Origin of the sequence: Lachnoclostridium sp. An169, assembly GCF_002160525.1 — a bacterium.
Taxonomy (GTDB): domain Bacteria; phylum Bacillota; class Clostridia; order Lachnospirales; family Lachnospiraceae; genus Mediterraneibacter; species Mediterraneibacter cottocaccae.
Map to the genome: position 1 here is coordinate 16,059 of NZ_NFKT01000038.1, position 23,174 is coordinate 39,232.

Here is a 23,174-nt window from a genome sequence, read left to right on the forward strand (position 1 = left end):
AGAGCACAAAGAAGAAGGAGACAGAGATGCCAGTTGATCAGAATCTTGTCATATACACGAAGAAAATGAGCGCCCGCCCGGCACAGTATGCCCCATTCCCGGAGCATCTGAGCGGCGATATCCGGGCGTATCTGGATAGCCGGGGAATCCGGGGGCTCTACAGCCATCAGGCGGAGATGTTTGAGAGGGCACAGAGAGGAGAAAATGTAGTGATCACCACATCTACCGCCAGCGGAAAGACGTTGGGGTTCCTTCTGCCTGTTCTCCAGGCGGTACTGGAAAATCCGCTGACGAGGGCGGTTTTCATCTATCCCACAAAGGCACTGGCAAGCGACCAGTACCGGGCGCTCCTTCCGGTTCTGGAATATTTCGGCGGCGGCCGGATTGCGGCGGGAGTCTACGACGGGGATACGCCTCCGGCAGAGCGCAGCAGGATCCGCAGAAGCGCGAACATCATCCTGACAAATCCGGAGATGTTAAACGCGGCATTCCTTCCAAACCACAGCAGATACGGCTTTGATTTCATTTTCTCCAACCTGAAGTATGTTGTGATCGACGAGCTGCACAGCTACCGGGGCGCGTTCGGCGCCCATCTGGCGAATATTTTCCGGAGGATGAAGCGGGTCTGCAATTACTACCATTCCGCTCCCCGCTTCCTCTGCAGTTCCGCCACCATTGCCAACCCGGTGGAACTGGCGGAGAAGATCTGCGGAGAGAAGTTTACCCTTGCGGAGCAGGACGGTTCCCCCGCGCCGGAAAAGGAGTACTGTATCGTGCAGCCTCCGGAGATCCGGGGCTCTGATGACAGGGCCTATGGAAGAATCTCCGCCTCAGCCGTGGCGGCGGACCTGATTCCGCAGCTTGTGGAGGAGGACCATCATTTCATCGCTTTCGGCAGATCCCGGAGAAATGTGGAAGTCATCCTCAAGGAGGCTCGGGACAAACTGGACGCGGCGGGGTTCTTAAGCAGGGGCAGCAGCGAGAGGATCGCGGGCTACCGGGGCGGATATACGCCTTTGGAACGCCGGGAGATCGAGCGGAAGATGGCGGAGGGCGAACTGTCCGGTCTGGTATCCACCAATGCCCTGGAGCTGGGAATCGATATCGGAAGCCTGGATACCACGGTGCTTGTGGGCTATCCCGGCACCCGCGCATCCTTCTGGCAGCAGACCGGACGTGCCGGGCGCAGCGGGGAGAGGTGTGTGAACTATCTGATTCTGGAAAACCAGCCCTTTGACCAGTACATTGCCATTGACCCGGAGTGGCTTTTCTCCAGAGAGAGCGAGAATGCCATCGTGGACCCGGACAATCTGCTCATTGAGCTCGCCCACATCCGTGCGGCAGCGGCGGAGATGCCTCTTACTCTGGATGATATCGCGCTGTTTCCGGATCTGGGCGAGGTCATTCCGGTGCTGTTAAACGCGGAGGAGGTCAGAAGCCAGTCCGGGCGTTTCTCCTGGGCGGGGCCTGCATTTCCGGCAGGGGATTATAACCTGCGGAATATGGACAAAACCCGCTTTAAACTGTTCTGCGGCGGCAGGGAGATCACGGAGATGGACGAGTCCCAGGCATATCATGAGCTCCATCCGGGCGCGGTCTACATGCATGACGGTGTGCTCTACGAAGTGCTCAGACTGGATCTGGTCAGCCGGACAGCGGAGGCGGAGCCGTTTTCGGGAAATTACTACACCGTGCCTGCGGGAAGGGAAGAGACGCGGATTATCCAGACCATCCGGGAGGAGGACTACAGGCGGACCCGGATTCATTTCGGGGATATCAATGTAAATGAAGTGATCACCATGTTCAGGAAACTGCAGTTCCACAACCATCAGAATCTGGGCTATGTGGAGCTCGCCACACCCCTTCAGAAGGACTACGACACGGAGAGCACCTGGATGGAGATCCCGGAAAATGTAGTGAAAACCTACCGCAGCCTGCTTGTGCCGAATAAGAGCGGGGAACTTGTTCTGAACGACCATTTTGAGGGCATGGCATACGCTCTGAAAAATGCGGCGATGATGGTGACGATGACGGAGCGGGACGATATCGATGCGGTGATCTCCAACAATGCGCTGATCCCGGATGAGAGTGCCGGGCAGAATGTTTCGCTCTATATCTATGACAAATATGAGGGCGGACTGGGTTATTCGGAAAAGATATACGATCTGGTTCCCCAGGTCATTGAACATGCGGTGCGGATGGTGAAGGGATGCCCCTGCGAGGACGGCTGTCCTGCCTGTGTGGGGGATTACTATCTGGACAAGAAGATGGTGCTGTGGGGACTGGAAAATCTTCTGGAAGAGACAAAAGCTCCGGATTACGCCCGCAAATACGTGGCCCAGGAACGCCCGGTGATTCACAAGGAATATTCCTTCTTCCGCCTCCCTGAGCAGTGGGAGAGCTTCTGCGAGAGCGTGATTGCTTCCGGGGAGAGCGGCGGCGCATTTTTAAAGACCGTGGAGCAGGCGGAGGTGGAAGGGCATACTCTGATCCTGACGGTGGAAAATGCCTTTTACGAACAGTGGATCATGGAACCGGACAATCAGAAAGGTCTGGAAAATACCCTCCGCTATCACGCGGTCTGTCCGGCGGACATGCGGATCAAAGTGCGCGTGAGGGAAGACCGGGAAAAAGCAGAGCAGATCCGGGGAAAACTGCGGCGCAGGTATGAGGGCAGGAATGATGATTGAAAATGAAGAGAAGATGACAGATTTTCAGAAGGAGTGGGAGCATCTGAACCCATATCAGTGGGAGGCGGTTCTGGATGAAAGCCCCGCCTGCGTGGTCAACGCCTGCGTGGGCAGCGGAAAGACCACGGTGCTGACGGCAAAGATCCTGTACCTTCACGGGGAAAAGCAGATTCCGCTGGAGCACATGGCAGTGCTGACATTTACCAACAAAGCGGCAGGAGAGATCGCCGGACGCCTGTGCGCAAAGGAGCCGGAGCTTACAGCGGAAGAGCTGCGCGGGTTCGGCACGTTTCACAGCGTGGCGCTGCGGCTGTTAAAAGAGAGGCTGCCTGTGGAAGAAGCAGGGTGGACGAAGAATTTCACCGTTATGGATCCGGATGAAGAGACAGATCTGGCGCTGGATATCATCGCGGAAAACGGACTGAAGGTGAAATATAAGAACCGCCTGAAAAAACGCCTGGAGCAGGAATTCAGGTTTTATCTTGCGGGAAACGTGGAGAGCCGCTACAAGGATGATCTCTTCGCCCTTTATCCGCTGTTGGAGACAGAAAAGAAAAACCAGGATAAAATGACATTTTCCGATCTTCTCCGGGTGAGCATCCGGCTTCTGAGGGAACAGAAAGAGGCAGATGTGGAATACGGAGAGCGAGAGCAAGGGGAGAAAGGAGCGGTAATACCGGAGTGGATTATCGTGGATGAGGTGCAGGACAGCGACAGCCTGCAGATGGATTTTCTGGAAGCGCTGAAAGGCCCGGAGACGAAGCTGTTCGCCGTGGGGGACCCCAACCAGGTGATCTACAGTTGGAGGGGGACGGGCGACAATATGTTCTTTCTGCTCAAGCACCGGTTCGGGGCAAAAGAGATGTCCCTCCCGGTCAATTACCGTTCCAGCGGGGCGATTCTTGAGGCAGCCTGCCGTTTTCAGCAGTTCGGGAGCCGGATTGAGGGATGCCGCAGCGAAGGAACTCCTATCGTGGTGAAGAATCACTACGATCCCTTTCAGGAGGCGGAGTATCTGGCGGACGAAATACAGCGGATGCAGGAAGCGGGCGGTGAGGAAGGCGGAAAGGCGGATTACGGGGATATCGCCGTGCTCTACCGTCTCCAGAGCCAGGCGGAGATCCTGCAGAAGGTATTTGACCGGAAGAACATTCCCTATGAACTGTCTGTAAAAAAGACGCTCAAAGAGATTCCCGTCCTGGACTGGCTTGTGAAAGTACTGCGGTTTTCCGTGAATCCCGCCGATGAACAGACCGGGATTCATGTTCTGACAGATGCCCGGTTCGGCGAAAAATATACGAGGAAAAAGGCGCAGACGGTGCTCCGGGAAACGAAGAAGGAGGCGTCAGGTCTTTACCGCAGAATGGCAGAGTTTCAGGAGAAGTTTTCCGGGGCGCGGACAGATGCGGAAAACGGGGGCGTACCCGACGGGAACGCGCTGTTCCGGTATTTTGACCTGCAGACAGAGCTGCATCCCACTGCGGCGGATTATGAGGAAAATGCAGGACTGGCGGTGCGTTTTCTCGAAAGAGTGTGCAGAGCCTGCGGCGATCCCGTCCCTGAATCGGGCACGGAACAAAGCCGGATGTCCTTTCCGGATGCGGTGCGGGAGTTTATTAACAGCTCCGCCCTGTACGGCATGAAGATGGATGCTGGGGAGGCGGAGCCGGAAGAATCCGCAGATACAGAGGCGGCAGAGCACATGAAGGTTACGGATTCCGGCAGGGTGAAGCTCATGACGCTGCACGCCTCCAAGGGGCTGGAGTTCGACAAAGTATTTCTCATCGGCATGAACCAGGGCTTAATCCCCCTGCGCTGCAAAAGTTTTGAGCAGGAAGAGGAGGAGCGGCGTCTGTTCTTCGTGGGGATCACGCGGGCGAAAAACAGGCTGGAACTTTCCTGGTATACCAACCCTGCGGAACCGGGCGTATCCCCGGAGTACAGCCGCTATCTGAAAATGATCCCCCGGAATCTGCTTGTATGGGAGAACGTAAGAAGCGAGGAAGAAAAAACAGCCAATCTGAAGCATCTTGCCCGGAAGGTGCAGATGAACCGGGAGGAAAAGCAGCGCCAGGAGAAAGAAAAAACCCCTGTCCGGGTACGTCATCGGAAGTACGGGGAAGGGGTGCTTGTATCCGAGGATGAAATGATGATCGAGGCGGAATTCCCGGGCTACGGCAGAAAGCAGTTCCTCAAAGCGTTCGGCGAGGTGGAGCGGATCGGAAATTCACAGTGAAAATCAGCCTATGAGAAAAACTCTTTTGCTGCCCGGATCAGGTATTCCGTGTCTTTTACGCCTGCCGTCTCATAAGGCGAGTGCATGGCAAGCTGGGGCAGGCCGATATCCGCAGTTTTCAGAGCCACCCGGGTGTTTGAAATGCTGCCGAGCGTGGAGCCGCCTGCCATGTCGGAGCGGTTCGCAAAAGTCTGTACGGGAACTTCCGCCCGGCTGCAGAGCTCCCGGAACATGGCTGCAGACACACCGTCGGTGCAGTATTTCTGGTTCGCATTGAACTTGAGCACGATTCCGCCGTTTAAGTAAGGGCGGTTGGAGGGATCGGACTTGTCCGTGTGGCTGGGGTGTACGGCGTGGGCGTTGTCCGCGGAGAGCATGAAACTGTCTGCAAGATGAATGAGGTAATCCTCCCTGCTGTACCCCAGGGCTTCGTGAATCCGGGTCAGCGTGTCGTACAGGAAAGTGGACGCTGCCCCCTGTTTCGTGGCGCTGCCCGTCTCTTCATTGTCAAAGACGCAGTGGAGCGCCAGATATTCCTGCTTTCGTCCGGAGAGGAATCCCTGCAGAGAGGCAAAGGCGCACTGCAGATCGTCCAGGCGCGGAGCGGAGATGAATTCTCCTGAGGCGCCCCACACACTGGCAGGCTGCCGGTTGTAAAGAAACAGATCATGGCCCAGAATGTCCTCCTTTTCCGCGCCTGCCGCATCGGCGACAGCCGTAAGAAAAGTGTCTTTTGCGGTAATGTTTCCATAGAGGGGGAGCATATCCTTCTGGAGATTGTATTTGTATCCGCTGTTTGCCTCCCGGTTCATATGGATGGCAAGGCTTGGGATGAGGAGCAGATCCCGGTCGATGCAGACCAGTTTCTCGCAGACGGGCAGACTTCCGGAAGGCAGATCCCGGGAGGACAGATCACGGGAAGACGCATCGCGGGAAGGCAGATCACAGGAAGACAGGGGCGCTTCCTGGCTGCGTTTTTTTACAATCACCCGGCCTGCGACAGAGAGGGGACGGTCCAGCCAGGGCGCGCAGAGCATGCCGCCGTAACCTTCCACGTTCAGCCGGACATACTGCTCTTCGGAGACCAGCTCGGGATTCTCCTTGATTTTAAAGGAAGGAGAATCACTGTGGGAGGCAATGATGCGGAAACCTTTTATCCCCTTTTCCGGTATGGCAAATGCGATCAGCGAGGAGCTGTTTCGGGTGACATAATATTTCCCGCCCGGCCGGAGCTGCCACTTCCGGTTCTCCTTTAATTCGGAAAATCCGTTCCCGGCAAGCTCCTCCGTCATGGAGCGGACGGCGTGGAAGCAGGAGGGGCTCCCTTCGAGAAAATGCATAAGGTCATTGACGGTTTTATCTGAGATATAATCTGACATAATAGTAACACTTCCTTCTGTTTTAAGTTAGAATCAGGCGGGAAATAATCCCGGGGCGGGGCTTTCACCGTCTCTGGTATCATACTATAATTGAGGAGAGAAAGTGTCAAGAAAAAGTGTGTATGGCGGATATAGAAAAGAGGTGTGAAACATGAGGATTTTAATTGCGGAGGATGAAAAGGATCTGAACAGGATTATCAGTTCACGGCTTCAGGCGGAGCAGTACAGTGTGGATTCCTGTTTTGACGGGGAGGAGGCGCTGGACTATCTGGCAAGCGCGGAATATGACGCGGTGGTGCTGGATATTATGATGCCGGTCATGGACGGGCTGACGGTGCTTAAGAAAATGAGGCAGAAAAATGACAGCACCCCGGTCATTATTCTGACGGCAAAGGACAGTATCGAGGACCGGGTGAAAGGGCTGGATGCGGGGGCAAATGATTATCTGGTGAAGCCCTTTGCGTACGAGGAGCTTTCCGCGCGCATCCGCGTCCTGCTCCGGAAACCTGCCGAGACCCCAAAAACGTGCTATCAGGTGGGAGATCTCGAGGTTCACATGGACACCCATCAGGTCATCCGGGGCGGAAAGGAGATCAGGCTGTCGGGCAAGGAATTCGCCCTTCTGCGGTACATGGTCCAGAACGCGGGGATCGTGCTCTCCAGGGATAAACTGGAGCAGCACCTCTGGAACTTTGACTACGCAGGCGGGTCCAATGTGATCGACGTGTATATCCGGTATCTGCGCAAGAAGATTGACGAGGGGCATGAGACAAAGCTGATCCATACGGTCCGGGGAGCGGGATATGTGCTGAAGGAAGAAAAATAAAGGGTGGATTTATGAGAAGAATATCGCTGAAACTGAAGCTTACATTATTATATACATTTTTCATGATCCTGGTCACATGCGCGGCACTGGCGATCCTGTTCTCCTTAAGTACCCGGGAGGTCCTCTCATCTACCCAGGCACAGTTGGAAAAAAGGGTGCAGGACAGCGCGGATAATATTACCATGCGGGACGGAGAGCTGCGCATTGATTCGGATTTCTACTCGGTGACCCGGGATGTGTACCTGTCCCTTTATGATGAAAATCTGTACTTCTTATATGGCAGAAAACCATATGGGTTCGATATACAGCCGGAGATCGAGGACGGTCAGCTTCGGACCATTCGGGACGGCAGCAGAGAGTGGTATGTCTATGACATGTCATTCCGGGTGTCGGAAGATTATACCGTATATATCCGCGGAGTCACCTCCGTGACGGACGCGGAGGCGAGCTTTACCGTGACCATCCGTTTTGCCCTGATCCTTCTGCCGGGCATGGTTCTGGTGACAGCGTTTGTCGGATACCGTTTCACAAGGCGGACCCTCCTTCCGGTCAAGAAGATCACAAGGACGGTGCAGGAAATCCGCGCCGACGCAGATCTCTCAAGGCGGATCGGGCTGACGGAGCAGAAAGGCAGCGGGAAAAACCGAAACCGGGATGAAGTCTATGAACTTGCGGAGACATTTGATGAAATGCTGGACGAACTGGAGGAGGTTTTTCAGAGAGAAAAGCAGTTTACTTCCGATGTCTCCCACGAACTGCGCACTCCGGTCAGTGTGATCCTCGCCCAGTGCGGGGCGTGCCTGGAGGATGAGACGCTGTCCCCGCAGCAGAGAGAGCAGATTATGGTAATTGAAAAGAAAGCCGGGGATATGGCGGAAATGATCTCCCATCTTCTGTTCCTCTCCAGGGCAGACCAGGGCAGGCAGCCCCTTCACAAAGAATGGCTGAACCTGAGCGAACTGACCCAGATGGCGGCAGAAGAACAGCAGTTTCTTGCCGACGATGCGGGGAGAGGGCTTCAGATTCACTGCGAGATTCAGCCGGATATCCATGCCATGGCGGATGAGACTTTCTATATCCGGATGCTGGTAAACCTGATTTCCAACGCGGTCGCGTACAGCAATGAGAAAGGAAACATTTACGTCTCCTTAAGCAGCAGCGGCGGCTGGGTGAATGGTGCGGTGAAAGATGAAGGAATCGGCATTTCGGAAGAGGATCTTCCTCATATATGGGAGAGATTTTACCGGGCGGATGCGTCCAGGACAAACCGGGCGCAGGGCTCCCATTCCGGGCTCGGGCTGTCCATGGTGAAATGGATCGCGGAAGCCCACGGCGGCAGAGTGAGCGTCACAAGCGTGCCGGGAAAAGGCAGTACATTTACATTTTCCATGCCTGTCGGTGAAGAGGAAAATATAAAAAATGAAAAAGATGAGAAAAATGAGAAATTCTAATCTTCTTTTAATCTTTGCCTTATATATTTATATCAACGAAAGGAACAAATAATAAATATAGAGACAAAATGAAGGGAGAAATGAAGTATGAAGAAAAGAATTTTTGCAGTAGCAGCAGTATCGGCTATGGTGTTGGGAGCGTTTACCGGATGCGGAAACCGCGCGGATATCGGGCGCGACGCGGCCCTGGAAGTGGCGCTGAGCGATGCGGGAGTGAATGAATCAGATACCACAAGACTTACTGTTTCTGAAGACAGGGACGACGGAAGAAAAACATACGATGTGAAATTCGATGCGGCAGGTAAGGAATACGACTACGAGATCCAGGCATCCGATGGAAAAATTTTAAGCTCGGATATCGAAAATATCGAAGGATATGTTCCGCAACTGTCCACCCAGGACAACAGCGCGGGAAATACGGCAGACAGCCAGAGCGGAGCGGACGCAGGACAGGGGGGCACGGACGGCCAGAATAATACAGGAAGCCAGTCGAACTCAGGAAGCCAGGCGAATGCAGGAGATCAGGCGAGTGCGGGAAACCAGTCCAATACAGGAAGCGGAAATACCTCCGGACAGAATAACAGCGGTACGGTAAGCCAGGGGACACAGCAGGGAAATGGTGCCAATGTGGCAATCAGCCAGGACCAGGCGGTTCAGATCGCACTGGAGAGAGTGCCCGGGGCGACAGAGCAGAACATGAGGATCAAGCTTGATTATGATGACGGAAGATATGTATATGAAGGAGAGATCCGCTACAATTACAGAGAGTACGACTTCGAGATCGATGCAAACAGCGGAACGATCTTGGAGTGGAGCGAGGAAAGGGATTAATTGATGGATATGCAGACGGAAACACAGACGGATGTGAAAAACAGAACCGGGAGACGTCTTCTGAAAGTGGCGCTGCTGCAGATCAGCCCGGCAGGGGATCTGCAGCAGAATCAGAAAAAAGGCGAAAAAGCAGTAAGGGAGGCGAAGGCGATGGGAGCAGACATCGCCCTGTTTCCTGAGATGTGGAGCAACGGATATAACATATATGGAAGAAATGTGGAGGAGTGGGCTGCCGAGGCAGTTCCCGCAGATGGCGATTTTACGGAGCATTTCCGCAGACTGGCCGAAGAACTTGACATGGCCGTGGGAATCACTCTTCTTGAAAAATGGGACGGCGGTCCGAAGAATACCATGATTCTTTACGACCGCCGGGGAACACAGGTGATGAAATATTCCAAAGTTCACACCTGTGCTTTTGATGTGGAGAAATACCTTACGCCGGGCGAAGATTTCTGCGTGGCAGATCTGGATACCGCTGCGGGAAATGTGAAAGTGGGCGCAATGATCTGTTTTGACCGGGAATTTCCGGAGAGCGCCCGTGTACTCATGCTTCGGGGTGCAGAACTGATTCTTGTGCCGAATGCGTGTCCTATGGAAATCAACCGTCTCTGCCAGCTCCGGGCAAGAGCATTTGAAAACATGGTCTGCATAGCCACCTGCAATTATCCGGAGAGTGTGCCGGACTGTAACGGACACTCCACCGTGTTTGACGGGATGGCATTTGTCGGAGATGAGGAGAATCGGAATATGTGTATTCTGGAAGCCGGTGAAAAGGAAGGAATCTATGTGGCGGAGATCGATCTGGATGAACTGCGGGAGTACCGGGAACATGAAGTCTTTGGGAAAGAGTACAGACATCCGGAGAAATACCGGGAGCTTGCGGAGAGGATGTAAGTAATCCGGGCGGAAGTTGCTTTTCATATGTCTGCCAGTCATCCGCCTGTACTGCGCTGCAGTGCCCCGGCAGTTACGTTTTCGCCCGGGAGTGAAGCCGGGTATAGACTCAACATAGGAAAAGGGTTGTAAATGTGGGGAGACTCCTCTATAATTGAGGTATGATCTGATGCGGAAGGTGTTCCGCAGGAAAAGTCATTACAAAAGTATCAGGAGGAAAACTGTGAAGAACGAATTAGTGATTGTACTCGACTTCGGCGGGCAGTACAACCAGCTTGTCGCGAGAAGAGTCAGAGAGTGTAATGTGTATTGTGAGATCTATTCTTACAAAACCGACATTGAGAAGATCAAAGCGATGAATCCGAAAGGAATCATCCTGACAGGGGGACCGAACAGCTGCTATGAGGCAGATTCACCGACATATTCGGAAGAACTGTTCAAACTCGGAATTCCCGTTCTGGGGCTTTGCTACGGCGCGCAGCTTATGATGCATGTCCTGGGAGGAAAAGTAACCCGGGCTGAAGTCAGAGAATACGGAAAGACAGAAGTGCTCATTGACAAGACCGGATCAAAAGTATTTCAGAATGTGTCCACACCGACGACCTGCTGGATGAGCCACTTCGACTATATCGCCCAGGCCGCACCGGGATTCGAGATCACCGCGCATACAGCGGACTGTCCGGTGGCAGCTGCAGAAAATGAAGCGGAGAAACTTTACGCCATCCAGTTTCATCCGGAAGTGCTCCACACCGCAGAAGGAACAAAGATGATCAATAACTTTGTGAAAAATGTCTGTGAGTGTGCCGGAGACTGGAAGATGGATGCATTTGTGGAAAATTCCGTCAAAGCCATCCGCAAGAAAGTGGGAGACGGAAAAGTGCTTCTGGCGCTGTCCGGCGGCGTGGATTCTTCCGTGGCAGCAGGCCTGCTCTCAAGAGCAATCGGCAAACAGCTGACATGTGTGTTTGTAGACCATGGCCTTCTCCGTAAAAATGAGGGAGATGAAGTGGAAGCTGTCTTCGGACCGAAAGGCAACTTTGATCTGAATTTTATCCGTGTGAACGCACAGGAGAGATATTACAGCAAGCTCGCAGGCGTGACGGAGCCGGAGCATAAACGTAAGATTATCGGAGAAGAATTTATCCGTGTATTCGAGGAAGAGGCGAAGAAGATCGGAGCCGTGGATTTCCTGGCTCAGGGAACCATTTACCCGGACGTTGTGGAGAGCGGTCTGGGCGGAGAGTCCGCAGTGATCAAGTCCCACCACAACGTGGGAGGCCTGCCGGATTATGTTGATTTCAAGGAGATCATCGAGCCCCTGCGCGATCTGTTTAAAGACGAAGTCCGCAAAGTGGGACTGGAACTGGGGATTCCGGAAGATCTGGTGTACCGTCAGCCTTTCCCGGGACCGGGACTCGGTATCCGTATCATCGGAGAAGTGACCGCAGAGAAGGTTCGTATCGTTCAGGACGCAGACGCGATCTACAGAGAAGAGATCGCAAACGCCGGTCTGGATAGAGAGATCAACCAGTACTTTGCGGCGCTGACGAATATGAGAAGCGTGGGAGTTATGGGGGATGAGAGAACCTATGACTACGCGGTGGCGCTGCGGGCAGTGAAGACGATCGACTTCATGACCGCGGAGGCGGCGGAGATCCCGTTTGAGGTGCTGCAGAAGGTGATGAGCAGGATTATCAATGAAGTGCGGGGGGTTAATCGGGTGTTCTATGATTTGACTAGTAAGCCGCCGGGGACGATTGAGTTCGAGTGATGAAATGAGCCTGAAAAATCCTGTATTTGTGCGGGGTGCAAGCGAATTTGTTTAGTGACTGGCAACAAATTGGCAACATTTCAGGTATCACTCGCTGAGTAAAAGAATACTTCAATAACATAAAAACCTTACTGATTTTCAGAAATGAAGCTGAAAGTCGGTAAGGTTTTTTGCGTTCATAATGAGCCGTATATATCTTATTCGGATTCTTCTTTTAGAGAGGCTGTGATCAGATCGCTCAGTTCCTGTGAGGGGATAACCTTCTTCTGTTGTCCGGAAGTATCCAGTTCCGGGTATTTGTACCGCCACTGATCGTATTCTTCCTTGGTTATCTCTCCGCGCTCTAATCTGGCAGCCTGCTCCTGCCATGCGTGGAACATATCAAACATGGAAGAATAGGTCGTTCCGGCAGACTTATCCAGACGCAGGCAGAGTTCTCCATCAATCTCTCCGATTTTCAACCCGTACATATCCTCCAGTGCAAAGAGGGTATGCATCAGTCCGATGTAGCTGTCGATATTCGGAACGTTGATCGCGCGGGGGCTGACATCAAAGATCTGAGCCATTTCTTTTACAAGGTCGCTTTTCGGGGTTCTGGATTCAGATTCATATTGCGCTATACGGACGTCGGAAGTTCTTCCGAGAAAGCCGAGCATTTCACCGAGCTGTTTCTGTGTCATGCCTTTTCGATTGCGGAAAAAGCGGATGCGTTTGCCGATTGCCATAATAAAACCTCCGTTGCAGTCATTTTTAGTACAAGCCATATCAGTTTGACTCCGCTGCACTGCGTTTCATTAGTTATATATGGCTTGACTTAAACAATTTTGTTGAGTCAAGTATAGCATGGCGCAATTAGAATAGCAAGAGAAACTTAAATAAAAAAAGTTAAGATTTTTGCGTAAGCCACTTGACTTAACGGAATTTGTTTGCTATATTATAATTAACTTAAACAAATAATGTTAAGAAAAACTGAATGACCGTCCAAACTGAACAAACCGCGAAGACATCGTCGAGAGAAACTGAGTTTTCCAAAAAAGTTTTCAACTTTTCGAGGGATCAGACGAGAGAGCGCCTCCCATGAGGGAGGATGGCACAGCGCCGCGAAGGGTTGCCTGCCAGAACAGGGAGGATAGAACGGCAAAGAGAAAATAGCAGGAAAGGGGGCGATAATTGAGTGACAGAGAAATCATTTATGACTGTGGAGGAAGTAGCGGAAGAACTTCGGGTTTCAAAATCGAAAGCCTATGAGATTGTGCGTCAGTTGAATGCGGAATTGAAGCAGAAAGGATATCTTACCGTAGCGGGCAGGGTGAACACCCGGTTTTTTCGGAAAAAGACTTGTTACAGTGAATAAGAAAGGAGTCGATGCAGTTGGCGGTTTATAAAGACAATGTTACCGGAACATGGCGGGTGATCTATCGTTTTACGAACTGGAAAGGGGAACGGAAGCAGACGCAGAAGCGCGGGTTTGCCACAAAGCGGGAAGCGTTGGCATGGGAGCATGAAATCATGCTGAAACAGGGAGCAAAACTCGATATGACTTTTGCCAGTTTCTTTGAAATCTACGAGGCGGATAAGAAGCAGCGGGTTAAGGAAAGCACATGGGAGTCAAAAAGCCATGTGATCCGGACGAAGATTCTGCCGTATTTCGGCAACAGGAAGATTTTAGAGATCGAAGCGAAGGATGTGATAGCATGGCAGAATGAACTGATGGCGTATCGTGATGAACGTGGAAAGCCATATTCGGCAGATTATTTGAAAACCATACACGCTCAGCTTACAGCGATATTCAATCATGCCGTGAACTTTTATAATCTGCCATACAATCCGGCGAGACGGGCAGGAACGATGGGAAATGAGATTTCGAAAGAAATGGACTTCTGGACAAAAGAAGAGTATCTGAAATTTTCAGAAGCCATGATGGATAAGCCACGTTCCTACTATGCATTTGAAATGCTTTACTGGTGCGGTATCCGTTCCGGCGAATTACTGGCGCTCACTCCTGCTGACTTTGATTTTGAGAATCAGACGGTCACGATCAGTAAGACTTATCACAAGCCCTAAGACTGCAAAGAGCAACCGGGTTATAAAGATGCCGAAATTTCTCTGTGAAGAAATGCAGGAGTATATTCATATGCTCTATGACATTAAATCGGATGAACGGTTGTTTACAGTCACAAAATCCTATCTCAATCATGAGATGGAGAGGGGAGCAAAACAGGCAGGAGTAAAGAAAATCCGAGTTCATGATATCCGTCACAGCCATGTTTCGCTCTTGATTAATATGGGATTTTCGGTATTGGCAATCGGACAGCGGGTAGGTCATGAGGCAGAGAAAATCACTTACCGCTATGCGCATCTGTTTCCGACTGTGCAGACGGAGATGGCGGAGAAGTTAGAAATGGAACGAATGGGAAAGGAGGACACAGATGGAAAAGAAGCTTGATCACAATGGAAGATGGCGCAATCGAATTGTAGCCTTTCGTGTATCCGATGAAGAAGCAAAGCTGCTTAATAATCTGGTGGCATTATCCGGACTGACAAAACAGGATTATATTATGAGACGACTTTTGTGCCGGGATGTCATAGTTCAGGGCAATCCAAGAGTGTATAAGGCGCTGAAAAATCAGATGGCGGCGATTTATGAAGAATTGAAACGACTGGAGAGTATAGATTCCGACAATGACGAACTGCTTTACACTCTGCAGGTTATCGCAATCACGTTAGACGGTCTGAAGGGAGAAGATGAATGACAGAAACAATAAAAACGACTGCTTCCGTATCATCTGTTGGCGCAGATGGGGCGCAGCCGTATGTAAAAAAATCCAATGAAATTATAGCAAATCCGCAAAGACAAATCAATCTGCAAGCCGCTGAAAAATCCACTGCCGGACATTTCTCCGGCAGTGCGGCAGCGCAAAGCCCGGGAGAATCCGCGCGGAGCGGCAGCCTTCATACAGTGTCCATGACGGAGCTGTACGACACGGTTTATCCGCCGAGAGAGCCTGTGGCAGATGGTTTCCTGTACAATGGCATTTACCTTTTTGTAGGTGCTCCGAAGGTAGGAAAATCATTCTTCATGGCGCAGCTTGCCTATCATGTGGCAATGGGAATCCCTCTGTGGGAGTATCAGGTACACCGGGGAACAGTCCTGTATCTGGCACTGGAAGATGATTATGCGAGGCTGCAGCGGAGACTGTCTGTTATGTTCGGCGTAGAGAGCGCGGACAATCTGTTTTTTGCAACACAGGCAAAGACATTGAATGAGGGACTGGATCAGCAGTTAGAAGAATTTCTGAAGGCACACACGGATGCAAGGCTGATTATTATTGATACGCTTCAGAAAGTGAGAGAGGTCGGCGGAGACAGGTACAGCTATGCCAGTGACTATGAGATTGTGACAAGGTTAAAAGCGTTTAGCGATAAATACGGTATCTGCCTTTTGGTAGTCCATCACACACGAAAATTAGAATCAGACGACAGCTTTGATATGATTTCGGGAACAAATGGTCTGCTGGGTGCGGCTGACGGAGCGTTTATCATGCAGAAGAAGAAACGTACGGATAATACAGCGGTTATGGATATTGTTGGGCGTGATCAGCCAGATCAGGAGCTGACGATAGAGTTTGACCGGGAACAGTGTGTGTGGAAATTTCAGAAAGCAGAGACAGAACTGTGGAAAGCGCCGTCAGATCCGGCACTGGAAGCGGTTGCAGGTCTGCTTTCGCCGGAAATGCCCGAGTGGAGCGGTACTTCCTCTGAACTGCTTGAAAGGCTTCCGGAGTTAGGGCTGCGTCCGAACACCTTGTCAAGAAAACTGAATTTCAGTAAAGAGCGTCTGAGGAATGAATACGGCATTGAATATGAGCCACAGCCGCGAACCAGTGATAAGAGAGTACTTGTGCTAAAGCTGATTCGGGAGTGGGAGTGACGATTATGACGGTAATGACGATAAATTTGTGTGCAGTACAGTATAAAAAATATCGTCATAATCGTCATTACCGTCATTTATGACACAGCGAGGCAGATTCTGTGTGTCCGCTTTACAGGAGGTATTATGGGAAATATTATGATTCCGCAGGAACTGTTTCAGCAGTTGATCCGGTATCATCTGTTGGAAGATAATAGCTGCATGGAAGAAATACAGCGGGGATTAGAACGTAAATTAGATTCTTTGGTGCTTCGTGAATTATATGGGAAATACAAGACGGCTCCTACTCAGGAAGAACGTGAAAAAGCCAGACAGGAATATCTGGACAGAAAAGGTGTGCCGGACAGATTTCGATGGTAATTCTTCGTTGACAGATATAGACGGGAGCGTGACACGCTCCTGTAGAGAAGCAGACAAGGAGGAAGCGAGGATGATTATTCAGCCGGACAGGGAGAAATGGAACGCGAATGATATTCGCTATAAAAATGAAGCCCGGAGAATTGCTGTACTCAACGAGATTTTCGGAGATGTGGAGCTGAGTACAGAGGAAATGCGGACGATGGTATGGCTTGCCGGATGGGAGGACAGCACGGTAGAAAACGTGGTTTCCGCTATTCGAAAAGCTATGGCATCGGACGTAAGGCGGCGGGAACTGCCGCTCCGTCCGTAGGACGGGAAAGGTCTACGCTCCGCTTCGGTCCGTGCAGAACAGACGTCCCCCGGACGTCTTGCACCCCGGCAGGGCGCAAAGGCACTTTTGATGGACGAAATCGGCTGTCAAAAGTGCTTTTGCGTTACTTTCGGGAAAGTAACAAAGCTTATGCGCCGTATCCGGCGCTGATTACCCTAAAACAGGGAGAAAGGACAACTTATTGAAGAGAACGATCAGTGTTATGGTAGGAAAAGGTTCTGTAAATCACAACAGCAGAAAATTTCATGCAAAGAATACAGATCCTGAGCGCAGTCACTTGAACGTGGAATACTGCAATGAGGATATTAGAGACGTGTATCATGAACTGTTTGAAGAAGCGCGTATCCGTTACAACGCAAAACAAAGAAAAGACCGGCAGGTAAAAGACTATTATGAAAAGATTGCATCCGGCAAACAGGAAAAGCCATTTCACGAAATCATTTTACAGATCGGAAATAAAGACGATATGGGAGCAAAGACAGAGGACGGACAGCTTGCGGCAAAGGTACTGGATGATTATATGAAAGAATTTCAGCAGAGAAACCCGACACTCCGGGTATTCTCGGCTTATCTTCATATGGACGAAGCAACGCCGCATCTTCATATTGATTTTATTCCGTTTATAACAGAAAGTAAAAGAGCAATGGATACAAGAGTATCTTTGAAGCAGGCGTTAGCGCGGCTTGGATTTAAAGGCGGCACAAGGTCAAAAACAGAGTGGAATCAGTGGGTTGCCTCTGAGAAAGAGCATCTTGCGGCGGTGATGGAACGGTATGGAATCGAGTGGGAACAGAAAGGAACTCATGAGAAACATCTGTCTGTTTTGGACTTTCAGAAACAGGAACGGGCGAAAGAAGTAGCGAATCTGGAAGAGAGAAAGGCAGAACTTTTAGAAGAAAATAGTGCTTTTGAAGCAATTAACGGAGCACTTTGTGATCAGTTGGCTCAGGTCAATGAAGAATTGGATTCTTCGGAGGAAGAGCTGTCACAGTCCCGGCAGGAAGCGGATAAAGCGAAAAAACAGGCAGACAAGTACCAGAAGCGAATCGATGAGCTTGCTCCTAAGGTAAAGAATATGGAACGTCTGGCAGCGGAATTTTCAGTTGATCCGGAAGAGCTTCTTCCTGAGGCGGCAATCGTGGAGACGGGAAAAGCATATCGGGAGAAAAAGGCGAAGCCGCTTGTAGAAAAGATCGTAAAAGTACTGCGCTCTGTATACTCAGCATTTCTTGATCTTTCCAATCGTTTTGAGCGACTGCAGGAATCATACAGCCGGGAACGCAGTAGAAATGAGTATCTGACAGGCAGACTGCAGGAAACGATAGATGAAAACCGGGAACTGCGTGAAGCGGCAGCAGATATGGAGTGTGTTAAAGCGGTATTTGGCTCACAGAAAGTAGAGGAAGCAATCAGTCAGGCGAAACAGCAGGAGAAAGTAGAAAGAGAGCGGAAACAGACGATGAAGAAAAAGCATGACCGTGAAGCGATTTAGCGGAAAGGGGATTGTGTTTACTGCTCTTGTGCATTTAAAGTAATACAGTAGAGGAAAGCTCCATCATTCAGTTAGAGAAACAGTTTTTAGTGGTATCTCTAATTGAATGATGGAGCGATTTTAGTTAAATACATTGCTGTTTAGTGTTTTCAGCTGTTGATCTGCTCTGTCAGGGAAAATCGGCTGAACAGATTACAACAGTCCGTCAAAGAACTCAGATATATCGGCATTGAAGATTTTACTGAGTGCTACGAGTTCGCTGACTTTGATATTCATTCTGTTTGTTTCAAGTTTTGCATAGGTACTTTTAGAAATTTCAATTCCCATAAGCTGTAAATGAGCAACAACCTGATCTTGTGTCATATTTGCATTGCGTCTTAGACGTTGGATATTATGACCGATATCCATGTCTGGTCTGATTTTCTGCATATCCATACTACTCCCGATAATTCGTAATAAAGAAATATATCTTGATTGTATGTAGTATCCAGATTATAATGTTTCGTAATAAGGAAAGGATGGCGTGAGAATGTATATTGATAAGATCTTTGAAAGAGCAACGATTAAAGGGATTGCGGATTATTTGCTGTTTGGTATCGGTCCGGATGAAGATAACCGGAGCTATGAGGAAAGACTGGAAGAACCGTTCAGAAGATTTGAAAAGGCGGTTGAAAAATATGATAAGAGTCCGACATCGGAGCTGCTTGATTTGTCTAATGAGGTTACAAGTGAAGTGGCGAGTGTTTATATGGAGATCGGGATGCAGGTGGGGATGAAGTTGATGATGGAAATGATGAAGAATGCGAATGGGAACAGGACCGGATAGAAGCTGAACAGAAATGGGCTGCAAGGAGAAAGCATAATAGGGACGCCCGCTAATAGACGGAGGGCTGTCTGAGACGATTCTAATCCTGTAGAATAAAAATGTTTTATTCTAAATGAAAAAGTATTGAAAACTCAATATATATACGGCATAATGAAATAAAAAAGGTGGTATCGAATTATGTCTTTTTCATACAAACCGCTATGGAAATTGTTAATTGATTGTGATATGTCGAAGAAAGATTTAATGAAAGCAACAGATATATCTAAGTCTACTATGGATAAAATGGGACGTGGAGAGCAAGTTTCAATGGATATTATTGATCGGCTTTGTAATTATTTTAACTGCAAGGTTGAAGATGTTATTCAACACTGTCAAGATAGGGAGAGCATTTAAGTGGATAAAATGGATTTTGGAAATATTCATCTATATTGCGGGGACGCAATGGAGTTATATAGTGAATGGCAAGCGCCAGTAGCTATAATTTGTGATGGCCCATATGGCATAAATGGATTTCCGGGCGATTTAGTTTCATATAAGGGTCTTGGAGAGTGGTATGAGCCACACATTAAAAAGTGGAGTTCTTTTGCTACTCCTCTTACGACATTATGGTTTTGGTGTACAGAAGTTGGTTGGGCAACTGTCCACCCTGTGCTAGAAAAATATGGATGGGATTACGTTTCTTGTTGCGTATGGGATAAAGGGATGGGACATGTAGCGGGAAACACAAATACTAAAACAATTAGACATTTACCCGTAGTAACAGAAGTCTGTGTCCAATATGTTAAAAAACCTATATTTATAGTAAATGAAAAGCAAATGACAATGAAGGAATGGTTACGGTATGAATGGGGACGCACTGGACTACCGTTTTCAAAAGCTAACGAAGCATGTGGGGTTAAAGACGCTGCAACAAGGAAATATTTTACGAAATGTCATTTGTGGTATATGCCACCGGCAGAAGCTTTTGAAAAAATTGCAATATATGCAAATACGTTTGGTGAAGAAAGTGGAAAACCTTACTTTTCTTTGAATGGTAAAACAGCAATAACTAAAAAAGAATGGGCACAAATGCGTTCAAAATTTTATTGTCCTATTGGTGTGACAAATGTATGGCGGGTTCCCCAGTTAAGAGGGCGTGAACGATTAAAAAGCAATCAAAAGGCAATACACCTAAATCAGAAACCATTAGAATTGATTAAGCGTACAATAGAAATGGTTTCTGATGTTGGCGATGTGGTTTGGGATCCATTTGCTGGATTATGTACAACAGCAGTTGCTTCGGCTGCTTTGGATCGAACTTGTTATTGTGCAGAAATAAACCATGATGTATATGATATAGCAGTAAAAAGAGTAAACGACCATTTACAGGATGGTTTTCAATGCGCACTCTAGTTTTTGATTATCTTTTGAGGATAAAATCTCGCTCCATTTTTTGATTGTCATACCATGAAAAACGGTGTTTAAAACACGAGTTTTAAAATGTTCAATTTCGGCATGCTCTATACGGTCAATTTTAGCATAATTAGTATCAAGTCTATAAACAAATTGGCCGTATAGAGTCCTTAGAAGTCTTTGGTATTCTGGGGCAGGACTATATCTTTTTGCATTTGGTCCCCATGTTTCGACGAGGGTATTGGCAGCCTTGGCATCACATTTATCTGATTGTAATTTATAGCCATTAGTATTAGTTTGCTGCAAATTAGCAGTACGTTCAGAGGTATCCTCTGGCTCAAAAACAAGGTAGTCTGGGGGCCTATGGTAGTGGGTATCCCTTGCTTCTGCGACACTTCTACCATTAACTATAAGAACATCAATAATTTGAGGTTTTCCCCAGATAACATTTTCCGGCAACCATGCGATTAATGCCATATCTATATTGTCCTGTGAAAAAATCGTTACGCTATCTTTAAAACGTGCTGTTATTTCTGTTGCGAATGGAAACCATGCTTTGATTTCAATACCAGGATTAGGGTGGATTATATCGCTTTTAAAAAGTGCATCAGGAAATCCAGGGTCTTGTCTTATCCATTCACCTACACCATTCCAATTGCGTTTGTTTAATAGGTCAACCGTAGAAAACTCAATCATATTTCCCAAAAGAGGAGAGAGTTTTGAAATAACTTTTGCGAGTTGTTTCGCGTAGGCCAATGTTGAGGGGCGCTTGATGTCTAAGACATCAATTAAGTGGCTGTCTAAAGAGGTTAATTCCTCTTTGGCGGCATTTAAAATGTCTCTACTATTCATTAAATTGCTCCTTTCGACCATTAATCTATTTTAATAGTATATCATAAAAATAAGGTTGAGAGAAGTGATGATGTTGGGACTGCTAGCGGTTTAGGAGTAGAAAGAGATTGACAATAGACTGATAATAGGGATATAATTTGATTAGCACTCAACTATGGTGAGTGCTAATTGGATAGGAAGGAGAAGGACATGAGTTTTCTTATTCAGAGACATAGTGGGGTTATTACTTTGGAGACAAGAAAGATTATTTCTAGTCGTTATAAAACAGTAACTAAAGCAATTAATAAAGAATTCTGGAATACATTAAATGATACTCAAAATAGTATATACGTAGGTTCATATGGAAGAAGAACGGCTATTAATACAAGTGATATAGATATTTTGGTATTATTGCCTGAAAGTGAATATCAGCGTTTTGACGCTCTTAAAGGGAATGGACAGTCTAGGTTATTACAAGTTGTAAAAAATGCAATTATGAATTCATATCCGAGAAGTGATGTGCGCGCTGATGGACAAGTTGTGAAAATTTCATTTACAGATGGTATGAAATTTGAAATTCTACCGGCATTTCAAAATAAAGACTGGTGGGGGAATTGGGATGGTACATATAAATATCCCGATTCTAATATGGGTGGTAATTGGTGTTCTACAAATCCTAAAGCAGAACAAGAAGCAATGAAGCTAAAGAATAATAGTAGCAATGGATTATTAGTAGATACATGTAGACATTTGCGTTATGTGCGAGACAATTATTTTAGCAGTTATCATTTGTCAGGCATTGTGATTGATAGTTTTGTCTATGCTGCTATGGGTAATTGGCAGTGGACAAGACCGGGAAGTACTTCGTCTGCACCGAAAGGAAATTATGAAAATGTGTTACTAGATTATTTAAGGCAAAACTCATTCTGGGGAAATTTGATATTAAATGCGCCTGGTAGTAACCAAAGTGTATCAACTCAAAATAGTTTGGAATGTTTGGAAAAAGTAATAAAGTTTATTGCCCAATAATAGGTACAGAACACGGGGAAAGGGAGAGAATATGGAACGAAATTCCCGGAATAGTCAAGGGTACAAACTGGAATCACAGATACGAGAAGCATATGGGAGGGTTACTTATTCCCAAACATGTCATGATAAATTCATAAATCGGATAGTAAAACTTGATGACAGAATAAAAGTATGGCAAATTGTTCTTTCAGGAGTTACTACAAGTGGTTTTGTTGTTGCAATATTTTCGGATGATAATATTGCAAGTATAATAGGTGCAGTAGTTTCATTAGCATTGCTAATCCTGAATACGTATATAAAAAATTTTAATCTTTCTGCCATAGCGCAAGAACACAAAAAGGCTTCAGATTTATTGTGGAAAATACGGGAGGAATATGTATCATTACTGACAGATTTTGAAATGCTAGAGGCAAGTGAGATACGGAATAAGCGTGATGAATTACAAGAAAGGACTGCAGAAGTATATAGTAATTCACCACGAACAGATGCAAAAAGTTATCAGGCTGCTCAAAAAGCATTGAAAACAGAGGAAGAGCAGACTTTCTCAGAAGAAGAAATAGATATAATGTTGCCTAATTCTATTAGGCGCTGCAATCGGAAAATGGTGGAGGATTAGTATATTAGCATTAAATGTTTCTGGGATTCTACTTATATAAAAAGCATGGCAACATTTTGGCAACAGAAAATCAGTAAACCAAAATAACTGATGTAATTGAAGTAAATATTGGCGTGAATACACACAAAACTTAAATAAATACAGTTAATAACATCGAGGAACACGCCGAGTTTGAATAGTGTTAGCGTCGGGCGATTTTCGCCATTCAGAGTCGGATTAAAAACGCCAATCTCAGTCAATTTAAAATCGCCAATGCATCATGTATGTTATTAACAGTTACGCATTTTT

At 48.0% G+C, this 23,174-nt stretch carries 22 protein-coding genes and 1 pseudogene; 19 read left to right on the top strand and 4 right to left on the bottom strand.

All coding sequences use genetic code 11. The annotated features are described in order from the left end of the window. The first annotated feature begins 26 nt into the window (after positions 1 to 26). On the top strand, positions 27 to 2,690 hold the full coding sequence (locus B5F07_RS19170) for a DEAD/DEAH box helicase (protein ID WP_087162816.1): 2,664 nt from the start codon (positions 27 to 29) through the stop codon (positions 2,688 to 2,690). Then, positions 2,680 to 4,926: an ATP-dependent helicase gene (locus B5F07_RS19175; protein WP_242972598.1), complete on the top strand. Its 2,247-nt coding sequence runs from the start codon at positions 2,680 to 2,682 to the stop codon at positions 4,924 to 4,926. The genes B5F07_RS19170 and B5F07_RS19175 overlap by 11 nt, the downstream gene beginning before the upstream one ends. Before the next feature lie 8 nt (positions 4,927 to 4,934). On the opposite strand, the gene B5F07_RS19180 is transcribed toward B5F07_RS19175, so the two are convergent. Beyond that, positions 4,935 to 6,305, bottom strand: a complete 1,371-nt coding sequence (locus tag B5F07_RS19180) for a M18 family aminopeptidase (RefSeq protein WP_087162817.1) — start codon at positions 6,303 to 6,305, stop codon at positions 4,935 to 4,937. 151 nt (positions 6,306 to 6,456) lie between these two features. On the opposite strand from B5F07_RS19180, the gene B5F07_RS19185 reads away from it, so the two are divergent. The 5 genes from B5F07_RS19185 (at position 6,457) to guaA (ending at position 12,078) form a co-directional block, all read left to right on the top strand. Then, positions 6,457 to 7,131, top strand: a complete 675-nt coding sequence (locus B5F07_RS19185) for a response regulator transcription factor (RefSeq protein WP_087162818.1) — start codon at positions 6,457 to 6,459, stop codon at positions 7,129 to 7,131. 11 nt (positions 7,132 to 7,142) lie between these two features. Then, a complete protein-coding gene (locus tag B5F07_RS19190; protein WP_087162819.1) occupies positions 7,143 to 8,582 on the top strand; it encodes a sensor histidine kinase in 1,440 nt (479 codons plus the stop codon). An 87-nt stretch (positions 8,583 to 8,669) separates the two neighbouring features. Further along, a complete protein-coding gene (locus tag B5F07_RS19195) occupies positions 8,670 to 9,413 on the top strand; it encodes a PepSY domain-containing protein (RefSeq protein ID WP_087162820.1) in 744 nt (247 codons plus the stop codon). A 3-nt stretch (positions 9,414 to 9,416) separates the two neighbouring features. After that, the gene (locus B5F07_RS19200; RefSeq protein ID WP_242972599.1) at positions 9,417 to 10,307 is read left to right on the top strand and encodes a carbon-nitrogen hydrolase family protein; all 891 of its coding nucleotides are present in this window, start codon (positions 9,417 to 9,419) and stop codon (positions 10,305 to 10,307) included. Between the two features lie 223 nt (positions 10,308 to 10,530). Further along, the gene (gene guaA / locus B5F07_RS19205; RefSeq protein ID WP_087162840.1) at positions 10,531 to 12,078 is read left to right on the top strand and encodes a glutamine-hydrolyzing GMP synthase; all 1,548 of its coding nucleotides are present in this window, start codon (positions 10,531 to 10,533) and stop codon (positions 12,076 to 12,078) included. A 197-nt stretch (positions 12,079 to 12,275) separates the two neighbouring features. Here guaA and B5F07_RS19210 read toward each other — a convergent pair whose 3' ends face one another. Continuing rightward, complete coding sequence (locus B5F07_RS19210; protein ID WP_087162821.1) at positions 12,276 to 12,803, bottom strand: helix-turn-helix domain-containing protein; 528 nt, start codon at positions 12,801 to 12,803, stop codon at positions 12,276 to 12,278. Positions 12,804 to 13,252: 449 nt separating this feature from the next. Between B5F07_RS19210 and B5F07_RS19215 the strand changes: the two genes are divergently transcribed. The 7 genes and pseudogenes from B5F07_RS19215 to B5F07_RS19245 all read left to right on the top strand — a co-directional run bounded on the left by B5F07_RS19215 (position 13,253) and on the right by B5F07_RS19245 (position 18,192). Further along, a complete protein-coding gene (locus tag B5F07_RS19215) occupies positions 13,253 to 13,432 on the top strand; it encodes a helix-turn-helix domain-containing protein (protein WP_087162822.1) in 180 nt (59 codons plus the stop codon). A 17-nt stretch (positions 13,433 to 13,449) separates the two neighbouring features. Further along, a pseudogene (locus B5F07_RS23605) lies at positions 13,450 to 14,524 on the top strand (tyrosine-type recombinase/integrase). After that, positions 14,508 to 14,831, top strand: coding sequence for a plasmid mobilization protein (locus B5F07_RS19225; protein ID WP_087162823.1), 324 nt, complete (start codon positions 14,508 to 14,510; stop codon positions 14,829 to 14,831). The pseudogene B5F07_RS23605 and the gene B5F07_RS19225 overlap by 17 nt, the downstream one beginning before the upstream one ends. Then, positions 14,828 to 16,009, top strand: coding sequence for an AAA family ATPase (locus B5F07_RS19230; RefSeq protein WP_087162824.1), 1,182 nt, complete (start codon positions 14,828 to 14,830; stop codon positions 16,007 to 16,009). Before B5F07_RS19225 ends, B5F07_RS19230 begins: the two co-directional genes overlap by 4 nt. A gap of 126 nt (positions 16,010 to 16,135) precedes the next feature. Beyond that, a complete protein-coding gene (locus tag B5F07_RS19235; protein ID WP_087162825.1) occupies positions 16,136 to 16,369 on the top strand; it encodes a complexin-2 in 234 nt (77 codons plus the stop codon). Between the two features lie 70 nt (positions 16,370 to 16,439). Beyond that, positions 16,440 to 16,679 (top strand): hypothetical protein, encoded by a 240-nt coding sequence (locus B5F07_RS19240; RefSeq protein WP_087162826.1) that lies wholly within the window; start codon positions 16,440 to 16,442, stop codon positions 16,677 to 16,679. A gap of 223 nt (positions 16,680 to 16,902) precedes the next feature. Further along, entirely contained in the window at positions 16,903 to 18,192 is a 1,290-nt protein-coding gene (locus tag B5F07_RS19245; protein WP_087162827.1) for a plasmid recombination protein, read from the top strand. A gap of 192 nt (positions 18,193 to 18,384) precedes the next feature. On the opposite strand, the gene B5F07_RS19250 is transcribed toward B5F07_RS19245, so the two are convergent. Then, positions 18,385 to 18,621 carry a helix-turn-helix domain-containing protein gene (locus B5F07_RS19250; RefSeq protein ID WP_087162828.1) on the bottom strand — a complete coding sequence of 79 codons (237 nt, stop codon included), beginning with the start codon at positions 18,619 to 18,621 and terminating at the stop codon, positions 18,385 to 18,387. A gap of 100 nt (positions 18,622 to 18,721) precedes the next feature. Here B5F07_RS19250 and B5F07_RS19255 point away from each other — a divergent pair, with 100 nt between their 5' ends. The 3 genes from B5F07_RS19255 to B5F07_RS19265 all read left to right on the top strand — a co-directional run bounded on the left by B5F07_RS19255 (position 18,722) and on the right by B5F07_RS19265 (position 20,410). Then, positions 18,722 to 19,018 (top strand): hypothetical protein, encoded by a 297-nt coding sequence (locus tag B5F07_RS19255; RefSeq protein ID WP_087162829.1) that lies wholly within the window; start codon positions 18,722 to 18,724, stop codon positions 19,016 to 19,018. A 177-nt stretch (positions 19,019 to 19,195) separates the two neighbouring features. Then, on the top strand, positions 19,196 to 19,411 hold the full coding sequence (locus B5F07_RS19260) for a helix-turn-helix domain-containing protein (RefSeq protein WP_087162830.1): 216 nt from the start codon (positions 19,196 to 19,198) through the stop codon (positions 19,409 to 19,411). A gap of 9 nt (positions 19,412 to 19,420) precedes the next feature. Continuing rightward, positions 19,421 to 20,410: a site-specific DNA-methyltransferase gene (locus tag B5F07_RS19265; RefSeq protein WP_087162841.1), complete on the top strand. Its 990-nt coding sequence runs from the start codon at positions 19,421 to 19,423 to the stop codon at positions 20,408 to 20,410. On the opposite strand, the gene B5F07_RS19270 is transcribed toward B5F07_RS19265, so the two are convergent. Beyond that, positions 20,381 to 21,262: a hypothetical protein gene (locus tag B5F07_RS19270; protein WP_087162831.1), complete on the bottom strand. Its 882-nt coding sequence runs from the start codon at positions 21,260 to 21,262 to the stop codon at positions 20,381 to 20,383. The genes B5F07_RS19265 and B5F07_RS19270 overlap by 30 nt on opposite strands. Positions 21,263 to 21,451: 189 nt before the next feature. Here B5F07_RS19270 and B5F07_RS19275 point away from each other — a divergent pair, with 189 nt between their 5' ends. After that, positions 21,452 to 22,270, top strand: coding sequence for an SMODS domain-containing nucleotidyltransferase (locus B5F07_RS19275; protein WP_087162832.1), 819 nt, complete (start codon positions 21,452 to 21,454; stop codon positions 22,268 to 22,270). Positions 22,271 to 22,301: 31 nt separating this feature from the next. Continuing rightward, the gene (locus B5F07_RS19280) at positions 22,302 to 22,886 is read left to right on the top strand and encodes an SLATT domain-containing protein (RefSeq protein ID WP_087162833.1); all 585 of its coding nucleotides are present in this window, start codon (positions 22,302 to 22,304) and stop codon (positions 22,884 to 22,886) included. Positions 22,887 to 23,174 lie beyond the last annotated feature (288 nt).

Coding starts and splice junctions, on each gene's coding strand:
- B5F07_RS19170 (WP_087162816.1), top strand. CDS start 27: ATGCCAGTTGATCAGAATCTTGTCATATACACGAAGAAAATGAGCGCC.
- B5F07_RS19175 (WP_242972598.1), top strand. CDS start 2,680: ATGATGATTGAAAATGAAGAGAAGATGACAGATTTTCAGAAGGAGTGG.
- B5F07_RS19180 (WP_087162817.1), bottom strand. CDS start 6,305: ATGTCAGATTATATCTCAGATAAAACCGTCAATGACCTTATGCATTTT.
- B5F07_RS19185 (WP_087162818.1), top strand. CDS start 6,457: ATGAGGATTTTAATTGCGGAGGATGAAAAGGATCTGAACAGGATTATC.
- B5F07_RS19190 (WP_087162819.1), top strand. CDS start 7,143: ATGAGAAGAATATCGCTGAAACTGAAGCTTACATTATTATATACATTT.
- B5F07_RS19195 (WP_087162820.1), top strand. CDS start 8,670: ATGAAGAAAAGAATTTTTGCAGTAGCAGCAGTATCGGCTATGGTGTTG.
- B5F07_RS19200 (WP_242972599.1), top strand. CDS start 9,417: ATGGATATGCAGACGGAAACACAGACGGATGTGAAAAACAGAACCGGG.
- B5F07_RS19210 (WP_087162821.1), bottom strand. CDS start 12,803: ATGGCAATCGGCAAACGCATCCGCTTTTTCCGCAATCGAAAAGGCATG.
- B5F07_RS19225 (WP_087162823.1), top strand. CDS start 14,508: ATGGAAAAGAAGCTTGATCACAATGGAAGATGGCGCAATCGAATTGTA.
- B5F07_RS19230 (WP_087162824.1), top strand. CDS start 14,828: ATGACAGAAACAATAAAAACGACTGCTTCCGTATCATCTGTTGGCGCA.
- B5F07_RS19235 (WP_087162825.1), top strand. CDS start 16,136: ATGGGAAATATTATGATTCCGCAGGAACTGTTTCAGCAGTTGATCCGG.
- B5F07_RS19240 (WP_087162826.1), top strand. CDS start 16,440: ATGATTATTCAGCCGGACAGGGAGAAATGGAACGCGAATGATATTCGC.
- B5F07_RS19245 (WP_087162827.1), top strand. CDS start 16,903: ATGGTAGGAAAAGGTTCTGTAAATCACAACAGCAGAAAATTTCATGCA.
- B5F07_RS19250 (WP_087162828.1), bottom strand. CDS start 18,621: ATGCAGAAAATCAGACCAGACATGGATATCGGTCATAATATCCAACGT.
- B5F07_RS19255 (WP_087162829.1), top strand. CDS start 18,722: ATGTATATTGATAAGATCTTTGAAAGAGCAACGATTAAAGGGATTGCG.
- B5F07_RS19260 (WP_087162830.1), top strand. CDS start 19,196: ATGTCTTTTTCATACAAACCGCTATGGAAATTGTTAATTGATTGTGAT.
- B5F07_RS19265 (WP_087162841.1), top strand. CDS start 19,421: ATGGATTTTGGAAATATTCATCTATATTGCGGGGACGCAATGGAGTTA.
- B5F07_RS19270 (WP_087162831.1), bottom strand. CDS start 21,262: ATGAATAGTAGAGACATTTTAAATGCCGCCAAAGAGGAATTAACCTCT.
- B5F07_RS19275 (WP_087162832.1), top strand. CDS start 21,452: ATGAGTTTTCTTATTCAGAGACATAGTGGGGTTATTACTTTGGAGACA.
- B5F07_RS19280 (WP_087162833.1), top strand. CDS start 22,302: ATGGAACGAAATTCCCGGAATAGTCAAGGGTACAAACTGGAATCACAG.